The sequence below is a fragment of the Arthrobacter sp. yr096 genome (assembly GCF_900108925.1).
Classification (GTDB): Bacteria; Actinomycetota; Actinomycetes; order Actinomycetales; family Micrococcaceae; genus Arthrobacter.
The window spans coordinates 104,123-120,523 of sequence record NZ_FNYI01000004.1 but is presented as its reverse complement, the minus strand read 5'-3'; the positions used below and the strand labels follow the sequence as shown (position 1 = coordinate 120,523).

The following is a 16,401-nucleotide window of genomic DNA, read 5'->3' as shown; positions in this document are numbered from 1 at the left end:
CAGACACTCACGGTCCTCGCTGGATCCCGAGGGTGGCAATAAGGTCCTCGTGCACTTCGAACCAGACGCGGTGGAAGGAATCGCGATCGGTGGCGGTAAACCAGGCCGGATCCTCTACAGCCAGCTTGATGGCGCGGAGCAGTCGCTCAGAGTAGCCGGCGAACCTGGGCAACAGTTCGGCCAGCCGGGTTTCCAAAGGACGCCATGCCGCCAAGGCGCCTATCAAAACATCCACGGCGTCACTGTGGGCGGAAGGCTGCAACTGGATGGCGCTGCAGGCACCGACGACGCCTGTGTTGAACTCCGCGAAATCGTCATGCACGGCCAGCACCGTGCTCCACGCACCCGCGTGGTCCAGTTCATCAGCCAGCAGCCGCTCATTCTCAACCCGTCCCAGACTCGACAACGACCAGCCGCCTTCCCCGGCGAAGGTACTGCGCAGAACCAGGCCGTTCACCCCGGCGTCGATGAGTTGGGACTCCACCTCACCGGAGTCCTGGGCGAAGCGCTCGGCAACCGCCGCTGTGTCTGCGAACCCAAGAAGACGAACAGCATGCAAGGTAAGGAGATTCACGGGGCGTCCATCAGGGTGACTGTTCCCCGCGCTCCGTCCACGGCCACGGGCTGTCCATTGGCGAGCAGCACCAGGGCGTCACGAACGCCCAGCACGGCAGGGATTCCGAATTCCCGGGCGACGATTGCGGCGTGCGACAACGTTCCACCAGTCTCCGTGATTACCGCCGATGCCATGCCGAACAGGGGAGTCCACGCGGGGTCCGTGGTGCGGCATACAAGGACGTCGCCCGATTGGAAGCGGCCAAAATCGTCGGGTCCGTGAATGGGCCGGGCAGGGCCGTGGGTTGTGCCCGCGCTCGCAGCTGTTCCGGTCAGCACCACAGTCATGGTCAGCCTCTGGCCGGTGAATGTGGACGGTCTGCGAGCCGGTCCAGCCGTTGCTGGGCAGCCTGCGCTGAGCGCAGCCCCAAGCTCTCCGCAATCTGCGGCCAGGTCAGTCCCTCGGCCCGGGCAAGGAACAAAAGTGCGGTCTCGACGGCGTCCATCTCGTCTCGGGCGGCAGCCACCAGCGCGAGGGCGGCCCGGAGATCCGAGGCATCGGGAACCCTGTCCTGTCCCCGTGAACGCCATAGAACGTGCTGGATCAGGTCCATGGCGGAAGGTGGCTGCTTCCCGTGAAGCCAGGGTCGGGCGGGAAGTTCCGAAGCGCCCCTTTCGAGGAGCAGCTGGGTTGCCTGTGAATGGAGTTCGGCCAGCTTGGCATCGTGGGCGTCAGTGGTTTCGATCATTCGCATAGCTTTGGGTATCAACAGTTTGTTGTCAACAGAGTGTTGATTAGGGCTATGGCGTTGCTGAGGGAAAAGCGCTGCCCCGGCACCATCAGGTCCCGGGGCAGCGCGCAACGTCGAGCCCGAAAGCTACTTTCCTCCCGTATATGCAATTTTCGGCATAGATGGGGCTTCCATGCCTACGCCGATATAGAAGCCCGGATGTGGTGGTTGGTTGTACGCGATGTTCTCGCGGGCAACCGATGTCCGGTACACAGGATCGTGCATCAACGTGCGGAGACGAACATCGGTCCCGGACGTGGTGGTGTAGATCCGCAGCTCGGTGCTGTCAGCTGAGCGCCACGCGATCTCCTCGCGCCAGTCACCCAGCAGATCGGCCTGGATCGCAGGGGTTCCCTTGGTGCTGTTGTTGGTCTTTGCACCGGTGGCAGTCAGCAGGCGATCACTGGTTTGGGTGTTCCAGTTCCACTTGCTGATGCTCGGGGTGCCGCTGTTTGCGGCAGCATCCCAGTCGTGGTCCACGATCTCCCGGAGCAGGTCGCCATCCCACCAGGCCAGGAAATTGGCAGCCGGGATGTTGGTGGACAGCAACTCACCCTTGGCCGAGCGGAGTTCGCCGACTGGCGAGTTCCACGCAGCGTCGCCGCCGATGGCCCACGCTTCAGCGCCCAGGTAGCGGGGATCGATGTCGCCGGCAGCGCCGCGCCCCGTGTCCTTGACTGCAGGGATGCTCCAGAGGACTTCGCCGGTGGCGGAGTCGCGGAAGGTTGCACCGAGGTTTCCGCTGGAGCCCATGTCCTCGTGGACTGCGAAGGTCTCCAAGCCAGGACGCGACGGATCCAGGTCACTGGTGTGGATGGCGTCGCCGTGGCCCAGGCCGGTGGTGTAGAGCGGCTGCCCATTGTCGTCGATGGTCATCGAACCGAAGATGAACTCATCCTTGCCATCGGCGTCGACGTCAGCAACTGACAGGTTGTGGTTGCCCATGCCCCGGTACTGGTCACCGGAAACGTTGGAATCGAAGACCCAACGCTTCACGATCTTGCCGCCCACCAAGTCATAGGTAGCCAGCACGGCACGCGTGTAATAGCCGCGGCTGAACATCATCGAGGGATGCTCGCCGTCCAGGTAAGCAACGGCGCCCAGGAAACGGTCCACGCGATTTCCGTACGTATCTCCCCAGGCGCCGACATCCCCGCGCGGCGGGTCGTAGGCGACCGTGTCCATGATGGTGCCGGTCTGTCCGTGGAAGACGGTCAGGAACTCGTCGCCAGTGAGGACGTAGCCGCTGCTGTTCCGGTAGTCGGCATTGGCATTGCCGATCACCGTACCGGCAGCATCCCGGGTCCCATCGGCGGTTTTCATGGCCACTTCGGCCTTGCCGTCACCGTCGAAGTCATAGGCGAGGACTTGCGTGTAGTGGGCGCCGGCGCGGATGTTCGGGCCAAGGTTGATGCGCCAGAGCTTGGCGCCTTCCATGGTGTAGGCGTCCACGTAGACCGTACCTGTGTAGCCGGCCTGCGAGTTGTCCTTGGAGTTGGACGGCGACCACATCTGGATGATCTCGTAACGCCCGTCGCCGTCCAGGTCGGCTACGGTGGCGTCACCGGCCGAGTAGCTGTAGGGCTGCCCGTCCTTGGTGTAGTCGTCCGCCGGTTTGTCCAGTTTGATGGCGAGGTAATCCTGGGCCAGCGGGCTGAATTCCTTGGTCTCCTTCTCGCCGCTGCTTCCACCTCCGGCTACCTTGATCACGTACTTGGAGGTGGCAGTGCCCGTAGCGTCCAGGTAGCTGGTGCTGTTGGTAACGGGTTGGGCCGTGATCTTCTTTCCGTCGCGGAAGACGTTGAAGCCGATCTTGTCCTCATCCAGGCCCAGCATGCGCCAGCCGATCCGGATGCCCTCTGCCGTGGGAACGGCGACGGGTGCCCGGTCAAGCTTTTCCATCTGACGGTCCAGGACCACCACATCTTCGGTACCAACGGTGGCTGACGGCACGGATTCGCCGCCCGGATTCAACGCGGTAACCCGGTAGTAGTACTTGATGGTGGTCAGGACGGTGGTGTCGGTGAACTTCTTATCGTCGGTCTTGCCAACGTAGGAGAAGGCCCCGTCAGGTGCCGTCGAGCGGTAGACGAGGTACGCCGTCGAGCCCGTAACCTCGCCCCACTGAAGCGAAACGCTGGTCTTTTCCACTTTCTTGGTTTTCAGCTTTTCCGGTGCAACGGGTGCAGCGGTGGCGGGATCGATCAGCGGAACGTCCAGGGTGTTGGATGGAACGGACTCCAGGCCGGTTCGGTCCACGGCAGTGACGTAGTACTTATAGGAGAGGCCGGCGATTGCGGTGGTGTCCGAGTAGGAAGGCCCGGAAACGTTTTCGGCAATCCGCTGGGGAGAGGACTCAAACGGTGCCTGGCGGAACACTCGATAAGTGGCGGCATCGCCCACGGCATCCCAGGCGAGTCCGACGGCGGGTGGCTGGGCGGACGCTTCAACTGACGTGGTCTTGAGATTGGTGGGGCCCACCAGGAGCGGGGTGACCTCGAGCCCGTTGAGGCGCTGGCCTGAACCGCTGATGCTGAGATTGAGCTGACCGTCGGTCACCAGGACCTCATTGATGACCTTGGTGGCGGAAGCAGCTTTGCCCGAGGTGACAGTGCCGAAGCCCTTGCCTTCCACCGCGATGTCCGTTCGCGTGGAGCCGATCCAGTCGCTGTGGTACGTCTTGAGGGCGTAGGTGCCGTTGGGGACGTCCAGCTGGAACTCGAAGCTGGCGCCGCTCAGCACGAAGTCGCGGAGGAGATTGGTGGTGGTTGCGCCACGGTCGCGGTCGCTGAGCACGGTGGTGTCCTTGAAGCCGTAGCCACGCTCAGCGGAGTAAGCCATGGTGCGGTTGACCTCCGTGTAGCCGGGTTCAACAGGTGCGCCGACCGGTCCGAAGTCGAACTTGTAGGTGGCCTGTTTGGTGGTCAGCGCCAAAGCATCGCTGTACTCGGAGAGGCCCTTGCCGTTCATGGCGGCCACACGCACCGCATAAGCGGTGCCTTCCTCGAGGCCGTTCAGGGTGGTGGTGGGAACCGTGGAGGTGGTGGCCAGTTTGTAGGCGGAATCCGGTTCGGTGGCCAGTTTCCGGTAGATCTTATATACGTCCGCGCCTTCAACCTGCTGCCACTTGAGCAGAGCGCCGGCGTTGGAGACGCTGCCTGCCACCAAGCCCTCCGGCTTGGCAGGAACGTTCGACGGCGGCGTGACCTCCTGGACGCGCGACGCCAGCGGAACGCTGAGCTGCTTCATGCCGCCAGCCAAGAGGCGGGCGATCTGGATGGCGCCGTACTCCTGAAAATGGGTGTCATCAGCCGTGCCGCTTGGACGCCCCGGGTACACGCCCGCGTCGACATGGAGGAAGACCGATTTGGTCTCTTCCAGGCCAATTGCGTCGTAATAGCCGCGGCTCAGGGCCGAAAGATCCACCAGCGCAACGGACTCCTCAGCGGCAAGCTCCTTCATCTTGTCCACGTACTCGGGAAAGCTGACGCGGAACGTGCCGGTGGCTGCATCGAAGTCCCTGCGTCCCACCGGCGTGACCAGGATGGGGGTGGCTCCGCGTTGGCGGGCACCGTTGACGTAGGTACGGAGGTACTCCTTGTAGTCGGCAGGTGACGCGTAGCGGTCGTCCACGCCGATGGTTGCATCGTTGTGGCCAAACTGGACCATGAGGTAGTCGCCGGGGTTGATCACACGGAGGATCTCGTCCAGCCGTCCTTGGCTGATGAAGTTTTTGGAGCTGCGGCCGCCGATCGCGTGGTTGTAGACGGCAACCTTGTCATCCAGATAACGGTCGATCATTTGTCCCCAGCCCGCTTGGGGTGCGTAGCCGGGATCGTAGGTCTGCACGGTGGAGTCGCCGGCCAGATAGACGCCGGGATCCGTGGTGGCAGACCGTGGAGCGCGGGCTGCGATGACCAGGGAGTTGATCTTGGCAGCGGTGCCGGTGATGTCCAGATTGAGCTGGCCGTCCACCAAGGAGATGGGGAATTCCATCTCAAGGAACTGGCCGGCGGGTTTGTCTGTGGCTTGGACCTTGGCCATCTTCTCTGCCGTGATGGCGATGTTCGTGGACTCAGTGGCGTCGCCGGCGATGAGCTTGACGGTGTAGTCGCCATTGGGAAGGTCCACAGTGAAAGAGCTGCCCTGGACTTGGACGAAGTCGCTGCGGAGCGCATCGGCCGTTCCGCGGTCGCTCCCGGATGTGACGGCAGTGTCAGTGAAACCAAACTTGGTGGTGGTTGTGTACGCAGTGTCGGCGTTGACCCGGATGTATCCGTCGGCCACGGCACCCGGGCCGAAATCGAACTTATAGCCGCTTCCAGCGGCGGGAAGGGATGTGTCAGCGTGCACTGCGGGCATACCCGTAAAGGCCAGGGCGACTGAGGCGACGGCGGCAGTCAGGGCCGCAGTGCCCGTCCTGACCGCGCGTTGAGGGGGGTGTTTCACGAACATCTCCTTTGATGACGCGTGGGGGTATTTCCCAACCACACTGTCGGACTTTGTATCGTTTCATTAACCGGCAAGACGCGTCCGCTGCTGCTTGGCGGGAGGCCGTTGACTGAGGGATGCGGGTGGAGGGCTCGGAAAACGCTTGCCCGGTGGGGATATGTTTACCAGTCTGTGAAATGACTCGTCAAGGAATTGACGGGAGAATTTGTTTCTTTGTGTTCGTAACCGTGCAATATGACATGGGTATCTTGGCGGGATTTGCAGTCTAAATGAGAATCAATATCATTTAACCCATGCCTCATCACTCAACCCCCATGACCCCTGCCCCGACCACGCTCGGAGGCCGCTTGCGCGCCGCGCCACTTGCCGCCGTCGTGCTTTCAACCCTGCTGTTGACGGCGTGCGGCGCCCCTGGCGGCCCGGCTGGGAGTGCGGCCGAGGTGTCGCCTTCCGCCAGTTCCGACCCGAGCCCCACAGAGGCCGGCGCGCCGACTCCGCGCCTCGTTTACACGCACGACGCCGGCATCGCGGTTCTCGATGCTGCTTCTCTCGAGAGCGTGGGAAGTGTGGAAATGTCCGGTTTCAACCGCCTGAATCCGGCAGGCGACGGCAGGCACGTTTTCGTTTCCACCGGCGATGCATTCCGTCTCTTCGATGCCGGCGCCTGGACCGAACCCCACGGCGATCACAGCCATCACTACGTGACAGATCCCAAGATGACTGGGTTGGCGTTCGAGGCAAGCAAGGCCGGCCATGTGGTGCTGCACGCGGACAAGACCGTGCTGTTCAACGATGGTTCGGGCAAGGTGGAGAGCTTCAAGACGTCCGCGCTGCCCGCTGCCGTCGAGGACGGCAAACTGCCCGCCACGGACACGTATGTGACACCGGAAGCGCACCACGGCGTGGCCGTCGAGTTGGCGGACGGCAAGCTGCTGGTGACCCTCGGCAACGAGGAAAGCCGTTCCGGGATTGCGGTCCTTTCGGCCGGCAAGGGGCAGGACCGCACGGAAGTTGTGCGCAACGAAGACTGCCCTGGCGTTCATGGCGAGGCTGTTGCTGCGGGTGAAGCCGTGGTGGTTGGGTGCGAGAATGGGATGCTGATTTACAAGGACGGCGCCATCACCAAGGTGGCCAGCCCCGATGCTTATGGTCGCTTGGGCAATCAGGCCGGCTCGGAAAAGTCGCCTGTCATCCTGGGCGACTACAAAGTGGACAAGGCCGCCAAGCCGGAGCGCCCTACACGCATTTCGCTGGTCAATACCCAGACCGCCACCATGCAGTTGGTGGACATCGGCACCAGCTATTCCTTCCGTTCCCTGGGCCGTGGGCCTTCGGGTGAGGCGCTGGTGTTGGGCACTGATGGCAGCCTCCGCGTCATAGACCCGCTCTCCGGCGCTATCACGTCCACCATTCCCGTAGTTGCGGCGTGGGAAGAGTCCGCCACGTGGCAGGACCCGCGCCCCACGCTGTTCGTTCAAGGCTCGACGGCGTTCGTCACCGAGCCAGCCAACAGCACCATTCACGCGGTGGACCTGAAGGCCGGCAAGGTTTCCAAGTCGGCTCAGCTCGAGCATGTCCCGAACGAGCTCACGGGCGTGACGGGCTAGTCCCCTTAACGCCGGACGCTCTCTCACCTATCGCTCCTTAACGCCGGACGCTCTCTCACTTTCCTGAAGAAAGTGAGAGAGCGTCCGGGTGAAAGGGCAATTAGGTGAGAGAGGGTCCGGGGGTGGGGGGTTACGCGAGGACGCGCAGCTTGGATCCCGAACGGCCGAACAGTGCGGCGTCGGCGGAGATCCTGCCAGCACCGGCCAGCGCGAGAGCCAGGGCGGCGCCCGCGAAGAGGAGCACCAGCTCGTACCCGCCATTGCCCACAAAGACTCCGGCCGGGGCGTGCACCAGGAACAGGGCGCCGAGCATGTTGACGGCGAGGAGTGCTGCAAAGACCCGGGTCAGAAGGCCGATGATCAGGGCGATGCCGCCCACGAGTTCCAGTGTTGCGACGATCGGTGCTACTGCGGAAGCGCCGGGAACGCCCATCTGGGCGAAGGACGCCTGCGTTCCGGCGATGGTGAATTCGTTGAACTTCTGCCAACCGTGCGCGGCGAAGAGAAATCCTGCAATGACGCGCAGGATGGTCAGGGCTGTGGTGGTCAAGCTGGACTTGTTCATATCTTCAACCCTTGCGGACATAAGTTGAAGTGTCAACTAATCGTGGCTTTTTATGACCAAAACCGCAGCTACCTGCGGGGCTTTGCCTGAAGCCAAGGCTGCAGGAGCCGGGTAGTCACCGGAAGGAAGATGTACGTCATCAGCGGCGTCAGAATCACGATGTTGAGGAGCACCTGGAACACCAGAGGCCAGCTTTGCGTCAGAGGGTGCAACAGGAAATTCGCCAGCAGGCTGAGGGGGAAGAACGGGAGGAAGATGCTGATGGCCTGCTTCCAGCGCGGCGGTACCACCGTCTCGGGGACTACGACGGACACGTCGCCGGGCCGCGAGAACCATCCCTCAATTCCAGTGTGCCGCTCAACGCGGGTGGTCTCCATCATGTCCCTGGCACTATCTATCCACCAGCGACGCTCCTCGGAGTTCTCCCACTCCTGCAGCGAATCGGCGTCGGCGAAGCGGTAAAGCATGTGCCATTCACTGGAATCCACGCCATTGCGCACCCACCCGGAGCCGAGATAGCCGGGCCATTCGCGGGCCAGCTCCTGGCCGGCATGGGCCCACGCATTCGCCTGCCGGGTGTAGCCGGGCAGGATGGTGCGGGCGACGGAAACGGTGACGGGATGCTCGTGTGACACGGCCCCAAATGTACCCGGCCCGTGGCGGACTAGGCTTGTTTAGTGCCTCAAACCACAACCACCACACCCCGCTCCAACGCCCGCGAGATCCTGCGCCTGGCCGTCCCCGCTTTCGGCGCACTGATCGCCGAACCGCTTTTCCTGCTGGCCGACTCCGCAATTGTGGGCCACTTGGGCGTGGACCAACTGGCCGGAGTTGGCCTCGCGTCCACCGTCCTGCACACCGCGGTAGGACTCATGGTCTTCCTGGCGTACTCCACGACGCCGGCAGTGGCCCGTGCGATCGGCGATGGAAAATTGGGGAAGGCCTTGGCGGCAGGGCGCGACGGCGTCTGGCTGGCCTTGCTGCTGGGGCTGGCGCTCGCGGTGGTGGGCTTCGTGGCGGCCGAGCCCCTGGTTGGGTTCATGGGCGCAACGGGGGACGTACGCGAGTTCGCCGTCGATTACCTGCGATGGTCCATGCCCGGCCTGGTCGCAATGCTCCTCATCTTTGCGGGCACCGGTATTCTTCGCGGGCTGCAAGACACCCGGACGCCGCTGCTCGTGGCCACGGCCGGCTTCGCCCTGAACATCGCGCTGAACTGGTTCCTGGTGTACGGCCTGAATCTCTCCGTCGCGGGCTCGGCAATCGGCACCAGCATCGCCCAGTGGGCCATGGCCGCCGTCTATCTGGTGATGGTCAGCCGAAACGCGCGGCAACACGGAGTGTCCCTGCGGCCCGATTGGCATGGCATCCGGGCCATGACCAAGGTTGGTTCGTGGCTCATGCTCCGCACCCTCAGCCTTCGTCTGGCCATCCTGGCCACTGTCCTGGTGGTGACCGCTCAGAGTGCCGTAAACCTGGCGGCGCACCAGTTGGCCATGACCATTTTCTCCTTCCTCGCGTTCGCCTTGGATGCCCTGGCCATCGCCGCGCAGGCCCTGATCGGCAAGGAACTCGGCGCCAGGAACGCCCACCGGGTCCGTGAGCTGACCCGCACCATGGTCCGCTGGGGCCTGGGGTTCGGCGTGATCACCGGCGCGCTGCTGGCCATAGCTGCCCCGTGGGCGGGCTACATCTTCACCCCGGACGAGGGCGTCCGCTCAGCTTTGACCGTGGCGCTTTGGGTCCTTGCCGTGGGACAGCCCCTGGCCGGGTACGTCTTCGTCCTGGACGGTGTCCTCATAGGCGCCGGTGACGCGCGCTATCTGGCGATTGCCGGCGTCGTGAATTTAGCGGTCTATTTGCCGCTGCTGGTGGTTATCTACCAAGTAAGGCCCGACGGCGTGGCGGGGCTTCTGTGGTTGTGGGCCGCGTTTGCGCTGGGCTACATGCTGGCCCGCGGGGTGACTTTGGGGCTGCGAGCACGGACCGATCGGTGGATGGTGCTGGGTTCGCACTAAACTGGACGGGTGACTCTCCCAGCGACTCCTGCCCAGACCCCTCCTGCCTCCGCGGACGTGCTCTGGAAACCCGTGCTCATCCGCGCCACGGTTGCGCTGGTGTTTGGTGCGGTCACTATTTTTTGGGCGTCCCCGTCAGTGCATGTCCTGGCGTGGGCCGTGGGGCTGTATCTGATCGCAACCGCTGCAGCCGTGTGGATGTCCCGCGCTCTGCCCATCGCCGTGCCTGCGGTTGTGGCGCTGGGCGGCGTTGGTGCCTTGATCACTCAATCTGATGCCGGCGTATCCCTGTCGGCGATGTTTGCGCTGCTGGTGCTGGGCCTTCTGGAGTTCATGCATGGACTCCGAAAACGGGATCTGGTGGCCCGGGACTGGCTCATTTCCGGCGTCATTGCCGTGGGCACAGCTGGGGCGCTGCCGTTCTTCACCTCGCTTGGGGCCCACGCGCTGTTGGGTGTTGCAGGCGGTGGAGCGATCATTTCAGGCGTGCTGTGGATACTCTCCGGCCTGACGCTGCGGCACGACGCCCGGATTGCTTCCGGCCTTGCTGCTGAGGCTGCTGCGCCGGGTGCTTCGCCCGAGGCCGTAAACTAGTAGCTGGACGTTCTACTCGTCGTAGAACTTTTGCAGACCGGCGGACACGAACCGCCATCATTGGAGGAATGACCGTGGCAGACCAGACACCAGGAGAACCGCGCAAGATGCGGACCTCGGTCAAGGGACCCCTCATGTTCTCCGCGTTCTTTGCAGTACTGGCTTTTGTTGCCGTGCTCATCTTCGCCTCCGGCGGCAGTGCGCGGGCACCGCGGTTCGACCTCGCGTTCACCGGCGCCGGCATTGCGTTCATCGTGAGCCTGGTTGTGGCTGCCATGCTGTCCATGAGCCACAAGGAGAATGCCGACCACCTCGGCAAAGGATCCGGTATCAACCTCAGCTCCAAGCGCGGCCACGGCGGCCCGGGTACCCCGGACTCACCGGACGAGACGGAAACGCCCGACGCCGGCCGCTAACCTTCCAGCGCTTCCTCACCTCGGTGGGGGAGCGCTTTTTTGTGGGCGCCAGGGCCTCACGAAGCCGCTTTGGCAACTGCTTCCCGACGCCCGCGCTTGCGGGGGCGGGTAGCCAGGACGATCAGGACCGTGGTGCCGATCAGTGCCAAGGCCCACCAAGGGAACCCGGGGTCCAGTGCCTGGCTGGGAAACGACTGTGCTGACTCTCCGGACGGTGGATCGGTTCGTTCTCCGCGGACCAGAAGCCTGTGGCTGTTGATGCCCTTGGGGGTGCAGGTGACCAGGGTGATGAGGTCTGCACCCGGAACCTTTCGGAGATCGTCGGTATCTTCGGGTGGCACCGTAAGGACCTGATCCACCTTGTAATAGAGCGTCTCTCCGAGCACGTCGACTGAGAAGACGTCCCCGGTGACCACCTTGTCCAGGTTGTCGAAGAGAGTGGCATTGACGAAGCCTGAATGTGCCGTGATAACGCTGTGCGTGTCCTTCCCGCCAACCGGAAGTCCCGAGCCAAAGAGGTGTCCGGCGCCCTTGGAAAGAGTCTCTTCGTCGGTGTCATGGAAGATGGGCAGGTCAGCGTGGATGGAGGGGATACTGATGCGTCCCATCATGCCGCCCGGACCCACGTCCAGCAGTTTCCTGTACGCCTCGGAACCGGCTCCCACCACGGTCTGCTCGCCCTTTTCGTTCAAGGAGTAAGGGTCACGGAGAGGGCCCGAAGGCAGTGCTTGGTTGAATCGCCGCGCTTCATCCAGAAGCGCCTCCTGGGTGGAGGGGGCCAGATTCTCCACAGTGTCCGCATAACCGCTGATCTCAGTGGCGTGGACCCGGTCGGAGAACCATGCTGCAGCAGTGGGATACAGCAAAACACCCACGCCCATGGCTGCGGCCACGACGATGAGAATGCGCTGCAGGTTCCATGCGGCGCGGAGTCTTTTCTGCAGTGAAGCTCGAGGCGGTGTCATCAGAATCCTGGAAGTGTGCTCTGGGGCAAGCGGAGTGGGGAAGCACGCCTTAGGGCGTTCTTCCCCACTCCGGTGTTCAAGCTGCGGACCTTGGGTGGGCCCTCAGTTACTGGTTGTTGGTGGTGCTCCGGCGTGAGCGAACCAGCAGGAGCCCGGCGCCAACCACCAGGAGTGCTCCGGCTGCGTAGAGCAGGCCGGTTCCGGCGCCACCGGTCAGCGGCAGTTCGAAGCCGCCGTTGGAAGGAATGTTCTTGACCTGCACGTCGACGCCCACCGTGGTGCTTGTGGAGTTGATCAGGAAGGAGACCGGCTCAGCAAGGAGCTCGAAGCCTGCCGGGGCGGTGGTCTCCACCAGGTAGTAGGTGCGGTAATCCGCGGAGCCGGGTGCTACAGCAGCGCCGTTGGCCCAGTCAGAGTAGCGCAACCCGGAGATGGTGAGGGTTCCATCAGCGGCCACGGTGAAGATGGTCTGGCCATTGAGCGCGATCGGGTTGGTGCCGGCCTGTGCGTCAGCCTGGTTGGCGTAGACGGAGAAGGAAGCACCGGCCAGTGCCGCGCCGTTCTCGTTGACCTTCTGAAGAGTCATTTCGCCCCACTTGGTAACAACCGGGGGAGTAACAATCGGACCGCCGGGCTGGCCCGGGGTGCCGGTGAAGCTGCCGAGGTTCGGGTAGACCAGCGCTTCGTTCTCGATCTCGCCGATGGTGTTGACGCTTGTATTCACCACAACCTGAACGCGGGTGCCGTTGTGTGCGGCGAGCACGGCGCGGCCGGCCGGGGTAAAGATGACAGAGACGGTGTTGGTGTTGGCATCGAATTCAACCGTGTAGTGCATACCTTCGGTGATAACCGTGCCATCAACTAGGGTGGCGGAGGCATCCAGGTAGGTCAGTTTGGTGTCCAAAGCATCCACGATCTTGTAGCCGTCAATGACGGCTTCGTTCGGAATGTCACCTGTGATGGTGAAGTCGATCTGGTCGCCGAGCTTGACGTCGGGAGCATCAGTGACGGTCTTCTCCGCACCCGTGATGGAGTTCTTGGGGTAGACGTGGACGTCGTAGATCCAGTTGTCCTTGTTGTCCGGGTCCGTCAACGGTACGGAAACCAGGAACGGAGCCGATGGGGTTACCCCGGCCGGGTAGCCCGTTTCACTCACCAGGTAGAGGCCGACCGGGAGATTGGCGAAGGCGGCGGTCCCCGCTGCATCGGTGGTCTGAGCCTGACCGGTACCCAGGGTGAACCCGGCACCCGCGATGGAACCTTCCGGGTTCGCCGGCGTGAAGACGCTGCTCAGGTTATGCGCTGCGTCCCACCCTGCGTTGGTGGACAAATCGATGGCATTGACCTGCTGGACGGTGAACTCGATGCCCGCCAAGGCCGTTAAGGTACTTGTGTCCACCTCGGTGCCGTTGTTGGGCAGCCCCGTGGGGGTGGTGGGGCGTTCGAACTTGTGGACGGTGATGGAACCGGTCTGGTCGCCATCAACCAGGGGAGCGGCCGATGCCGGAGCTACGGAGAACGACACAGCCAGCACCGCCCCGGCAATAGTGGCGGCGGCGGTCTTCCAGAGACCCCGGGGGCTTGAAATACTCACTTCTATCCTCTTTCTAATGTTGTGTAGCGATGCTCGGAGCGAACATTTTTGGGGAGACGTGGCCCTACCGGGCGGTGGGACCACTTGTGGGTCAGGCAGATGCGCGGATGCGCGTGCGCCTGAAGTTATTGGAGGCAAGGACCAAGGCGACCAGGAGCAGTGATGCCCCACCTGCCGTCAAGGGCCACCAGCCGGCACCGCCTGACTCCGGCAGCTTCAAAGCCGGGACGTCGCGAACGGTGACCAGGAAAATGCCGTTGGCGTCACTGTCGCTGGCTGTGACCACTCCGGAGCCGCTTCCTTGGCCGAGTGTTACGGCACCGTTGGAAGCAACCGTGAACTGCACAGCCTCGGCCAGCAGGTTGAACCCTTCCGGAGCCCGGGTTTCTTCGAGCCAGTAAACGCCTGGTTCGATGCCTTCGAGCTGGAACTGCCCGGTGTGGGAAGCGATGGGCACCACGGTGTAGCTCGTGTTGACCGGCCCCGGAGTTCCTGCGGCGTCGTTACGGATGGCCCATGTGGAACCCGCCATGGGAACCCACACCTCAGCGGAGGACTCCCCAACCTTTTCGATGAGGATCTTGGCCGGCGTGTGGTGCATGGTGGAGCACTCGGGTGCCAATGGCGTGCTTCCCGTGGCGCACCGGACGGGTATGACGCTGCCCGTGCCGGTTGCGACGTTGACCAACTGGGAACTCCAAGCATCCTGCTTGACCGTCACGTTGTAGCTGAGTGTTGCGGTCTGGCCGGCAGGCAGAGTGAAGGGCTGGGTTGTCAGGATGGTGGATGGTGCCACGGGATTCGCCACAGCTACGGGGGCTGCGGTGCCAATGGTGAGGGTGGCGGACCCTGGCGCGAAGGTTGCCTGACCCAGGACATCGGACAGGTTGTCGGTGAGGACGACGTTGTTGATCTGGCCCCTGGTGCTGGTGGCGGTCACGGTGTAGGTGATCGTGGCGCCGGGTTTGACCGATGTGGTGCCAGGTGTGCCGTTTACTTTTGCACTCTTGGCGATGGTCCACTGCGGATCCTCGGGGGTTGTCACCGTTGCCGAACATCCCACCCCGGGGAGTGGCGGGCAGGCCGGGTCCACGGTGGGGACCTGGGTGGTGGAACCTGGCACTGGGTCGGGGCCGCCGCCAGGCATGTTGGGAACAGCCGTTTGAGCAGCGGGCACGATGGTGGCTGTGTTGACGATGTCTCCAGTAGTACCCGCCGCCACTGTTCCGGTGACCGTGTAGGTCAGTGTTCCGCCAGTGTTGATCCGGACTGTGCCGGAAATGCTGCCTGATCCACTCGGGGCATTGCAGGACGTTGGCCCGGCAGGAGGCAGGTTGGATGTACCTGCCGCCGTGACAACGCAGGTCCAGGCAGAGCCTGCGAGGCTACCCGGCAGTGGGTCGGTAAAGATGGCATTGATGGCGTCGCTGGGACCGTTGTTGTGCGCAATCACGGTGTAAGTGATGGGCTGCCCCGGGATGTAGGCCGTGATATTGGCCTTCTTTGTGATGGATAGATCCGTCAACGGACGAACGGTCAGCGGTGCCGTGCCGGGCGGGTAGAGGCCCGTAATCGTGGGGAAGTTGTTGGTGCAGTTGGTGATCGTCGTAGCGTTATTGGCCACGCAGCCGGAGTTGTTGTAAAAACCCGGGGTGTTGCTGGTAACGGTGACCGTGATGGTGCACGAGGCAGTGCCCTGGGCCAGGTTGCCGGTAACATCCACGGTTCCACCGGAGACCGTGCCGGCAGTTCGGACGCACGTGCCACCGAGGGGGCCCACGGCGGTTAGCCCAGCGGGCAGCGTGTCAACGAAGCGCCATCCATTCTTGGCCATCAGGTCGCTGGTGTTGGTCACCGTGTAGCTCAGGACCGTGTTTTGGCCTTGGTACATGCTGGTAGGAGAGAAGGCCTTATCCAGTTGCGGAGTTACGTCCACCAGTTGGGGGAGGTCAAAGCCGACGTCGTTGCCCGTGCCTGTCGCCTGCAGGTTCCGTACCCTGACACCCAATGTGGGTGCCGTGCCGGTGAGGGGGACCTGGATGGCGCCGGACTGCAGTTTTGCCACGCTGTAGTTGACGTTGTTATACGAAATGACTTGCCTGCTGGGATCGGAGCAGGGGTCCAGGCTTGAACCCACTACTGTGGGTACCCCGTTGATCAGAATGGAGAATTCCTGGCTGGCGTGGTTGGAGAAGCAGTTCGTCTCCGCGAAGATTCCCGAGATGGCGTAATAGTGGCCGGCGATGGTGGGAATGCTGTTTTTGGTTGTCTGCAGCTGCAGTCCTGCGGCTTGGGTTCCGTTGGTGGTGTTGGTGTACTCGCTGAGGATCTGGTTCTGGGCTGCCTGAGCATCGGACATGCCTTGGTATTTGCCCATCACGTACGCCATGTCACCCAGGAACCCGATGGCTCCGTTGCGCCCGCACTGATCGTTGTTGATGATGGCGCCGCCGTTGGCAGGCAAGGGGGTGCCTTGCCGCAGAATCCAGCCGTTGCAGGCCTGCGCGCCCGGCAGCCAGGCCGCATCTGCCGTGTACTGCTCGTTTTGGGCCGCCGTCCCGCCAACGTACGTCCCGAGCGGGATCGGGGCAGTTGCCGCGTTTTGGTTGGAGAAGTCTTCGCTGTAGACCAGGGTCCCCGGTTGGGTGACGCCAGGGGTGCCGGGCGCGGCGGCCGCGGGAGCAGGCCAGCTGGCCACGCCGTACGCAGAGATGCTGACCAGAGCCAGGAGCGCGCACATCATCAGGCCAAGGGCAGGCCTGGCGCCATGTCTCGCCTTGGCGTGAGCATGGAAATGCTCGAGTTGCTTCTGCATGTGGATTCCCTTTTCCCTTGACGCGCGTG

13 protein-coding genes are annotated in these 16,401 nt (G+C 63.2%); 4 read left to right on the top strand and 9 right to left on the bottom strand.

What is annotated here, in order from left to right:
- Positions 1-7: 7 nt before the first annotated feature.
- The 4 genes from BMY91_RS11480 to BMY91_RS23590 form a co-directional block, all read right to left on the bottom strand.
- A complete protein-coding gene (locus tag BMY91_RS11480; protein ID WP_090821981.1) occupies positions 8-574 on the bottom strand; it encodes a hypothetical protein in 567 nt (188 codons plus the stop codon).
- Positions 571-903, bottom strand: a complete 333-nt coding sequence (locus BMY91_RS11475; protein ID WP_090821980.1) for a PEP-utilizing enzyme — start codon at positions 901-903, stop codon at positions 571-573. The genes BMY91_RS11480 and BMY91_RS11475 overlap by 4 nt, the downstream gene beginning before the upstream one ends.
- 2 nt (positions 904-905) lie before the next feature.
- Positions 906-1,304 carry a hypothetical protein gene (locus tag BMY91_RS11470; protein WP_254779868.1) on the bottom strand — a complete coding sequence of 133 codons (399 nt, stop codon included), beginning with the start codon at positions 1,302-1,304 and terminating at the stop codon, positions 906-908.
- A gap of 129 nt (positions 1,305-1,433) precedes the next feature.
- Positions 1,434-5,795, bottom strand: coding sequence for a rhamnogalacturonan lyase family protein (locus tag BMY91_RS23590; RefSeq protein WP_305728417.1), 4,362 nt, complete (start codon positions 5,793-5,795; stop codon positions 1,434-1,436).
- A 296-nt stretch (positions 5,796-6,091) separates the two neighbouring features.
- On the opposite strand from BMY91_RS23590, the gene aztD reads away from it, so the two are divergent.
- On the top strand, positions 6,092-7,405 hold the full coding sequence (gene aztD, locus BMY91_RS11460; RefSeq protein WP_256212704.1) for a zinc metallochaperone AztD: 1,314 nt from the start codon (positions 6,092-6,094) through the stop codon (positions 7,403-7,405).
- Between the two features lie 130 nt (positions 7,406-7,535).
- On the opposite strand, the gene BMY91_RS11455 is transcribed toward aztD, so the two are convergent.
- Positions 7,536-7,970 carry a DoxX family protein gene (locus BMY91_RS11455; RefSeq protein WP_090821975.1) on the bottom strand — a complete coding sequence of 145 codons (435 nt, stop codon included), beginning with the start codon at positions 7,968-7,970 and terminating at the stop codon, positions 7,536-7,538.
- A gap of 68 nt (positions 7,971-8,038) precedes the next feature.
- Entirely contained in the window at positions 8,039-8,605 is a 567-nt protein-coding gene (locus BMY91_RS11450; RefSeq protein WP_090821973.1) for an antibiotic biosynthesis monooxygenase, read from the bottom strand.
- A gap of 42 nt (positions 8,606-8,647) precedes the next feature.
- Between BMY91_RS11450 and BMY91_RS11445 the strand changes: the two genes are divergently transcribed.
- From BMY91_RS11445 to BMY91_RS11435, 3 genes are all read left to right on the top strand, one after another.
- Entirely contained in the window at positions 8,648-9,988 is a 1,341-nt protein-coding gene (locus BMY91_RS11445) for an MATE family efflux transporter (RefSeq protein ID WP_090821971.1), read from the top strand.
- Positions 9,989-9,997: 9 nt separating this feature from the next.
- The gene (locus tag BMY91_RS11440) at positions 9,998-10,582 is read left to right on the top strand and encodes a DUF308 domain-containing protein (protein ID WP_177179901.1); all 585 of its coding nucleotides are present in this window, start codon (positions 9,998-10,000) and stop codon (positions 10,580-10,582) included.
- A gap of 68 nt (positions 10,583-10,650) precedes the next feature.
- The gene (locus tag BMY91_RS11435) at positions 10,651-10,998 is read left to right on the top strand and encodes a hypothetical protein (protein WP_090821967.1); all 348 of its coding nucleotides are present in this window, start codon (positions 10,651-10,653) and stop codon (positions 10,996-10,998) included.
- 56 nt (positions 10,999-11,054) lie between these two features.
- Here the strand turns inward: BMY91_RS11435 and BMY91_RS11430 are convergent, their stop codons facing one another.
- The 3 genes from BMY91_RS11430 to BMY91_RS11420 form a co-directional block, all read right to left on the bottom strand.
- On the bottom strand, positions 11,055-11,963 hold the full coding sequence (locus BMY91_RS11430) for a class C sortase (protein WP_090821966.1): 909 nt from the start codon (positions 11,961-11,963) through the stop codon (positions 11,055-11,057).
- A gap of 106 nt (positions 11,964-12,069) precedes the next feature.
- On the bottom strand, positions 12,070-13,557 hold the full coding sequence (locus BMY91_RS11425) for a SpaH/EbpB family LPXTG-anchored major pilin (RefSeq protein WP_256212703.1): 1,488 nt from the start codon (positions 13,555-13,557) through the stop codon (positions 12,070-12,072).
- A 91-nt stretch (positions 13,558-13,648) separates the two neighbouring features.
- On the bottom strand, positions 13,649-16,372 hold the full coding sequence (locus tag BMY91_RS11420; RefSeq protein WP_090821964.1) for a DUF7927 domain-containing protein: 2,724 nt from the start codon (positions 16,370-16,372) through the stop codon (positions 13,649-13,651).
- Between the last annotated feature and the right edge of the window lie 29 nt (positions 16,373-16,401).

What these genes read in the sequence shown, in the direction of transcription:
- BMY91_RS11430 (WP_090821966.1), bottom strand. Translation starts at nt 11,963, where the DNA reads ATGACACCGCCTCGAGCTTCACTGCAGAAAAGACTCCGCGCCGCATGG.
- BMY91_RS11475 (WP_090821980.1), bottom strand. Translation starts at nt 903, where the DNA reads ATGACTGTGGTGCTGACCGGAACAGCTGCGAGCGCGGGCACAACCCAC.
- BMY91_RS11420 (WP_090821964.1), bottom strand. Translation starts at nt 16,372, where the DNA reads ATGCAGAAGCAACTCGAGCATTTCCATGCTCACGCCAAGGCGAGACAT.
- BMY91_RS11435 (WP_090821967.1), top strand. Translation starts at nt 10,651, where the DNA reads ATGACCGTGGCAGACCAGACACCAGGAGAACCGCGCAAGATGCGGACC.
- BMY91_RS11470 (WP_254779868.1), bottom strand. Translation starts at nt 1,304, where the DNA reads ATGATCGAAACCACTGACGCCCACGATGCCAAGCTGGCCGAACTCCAT.
- aztD (WP_256212704.1), top strand. Translation starts at nt 6,092, where the DNA reads ATGCCTCATCACTCAACCCCCATGACCCCTGCCCCGACCACGCTCGGA.
- BMY91_RS11455 (WP_090821975.1), bottom strand. Translation starts at nt 7,970, where the DNA reads ATGAACAAGTCCAGCTTGACCACCACAGCCCTGACCATCCTGCGCGTC.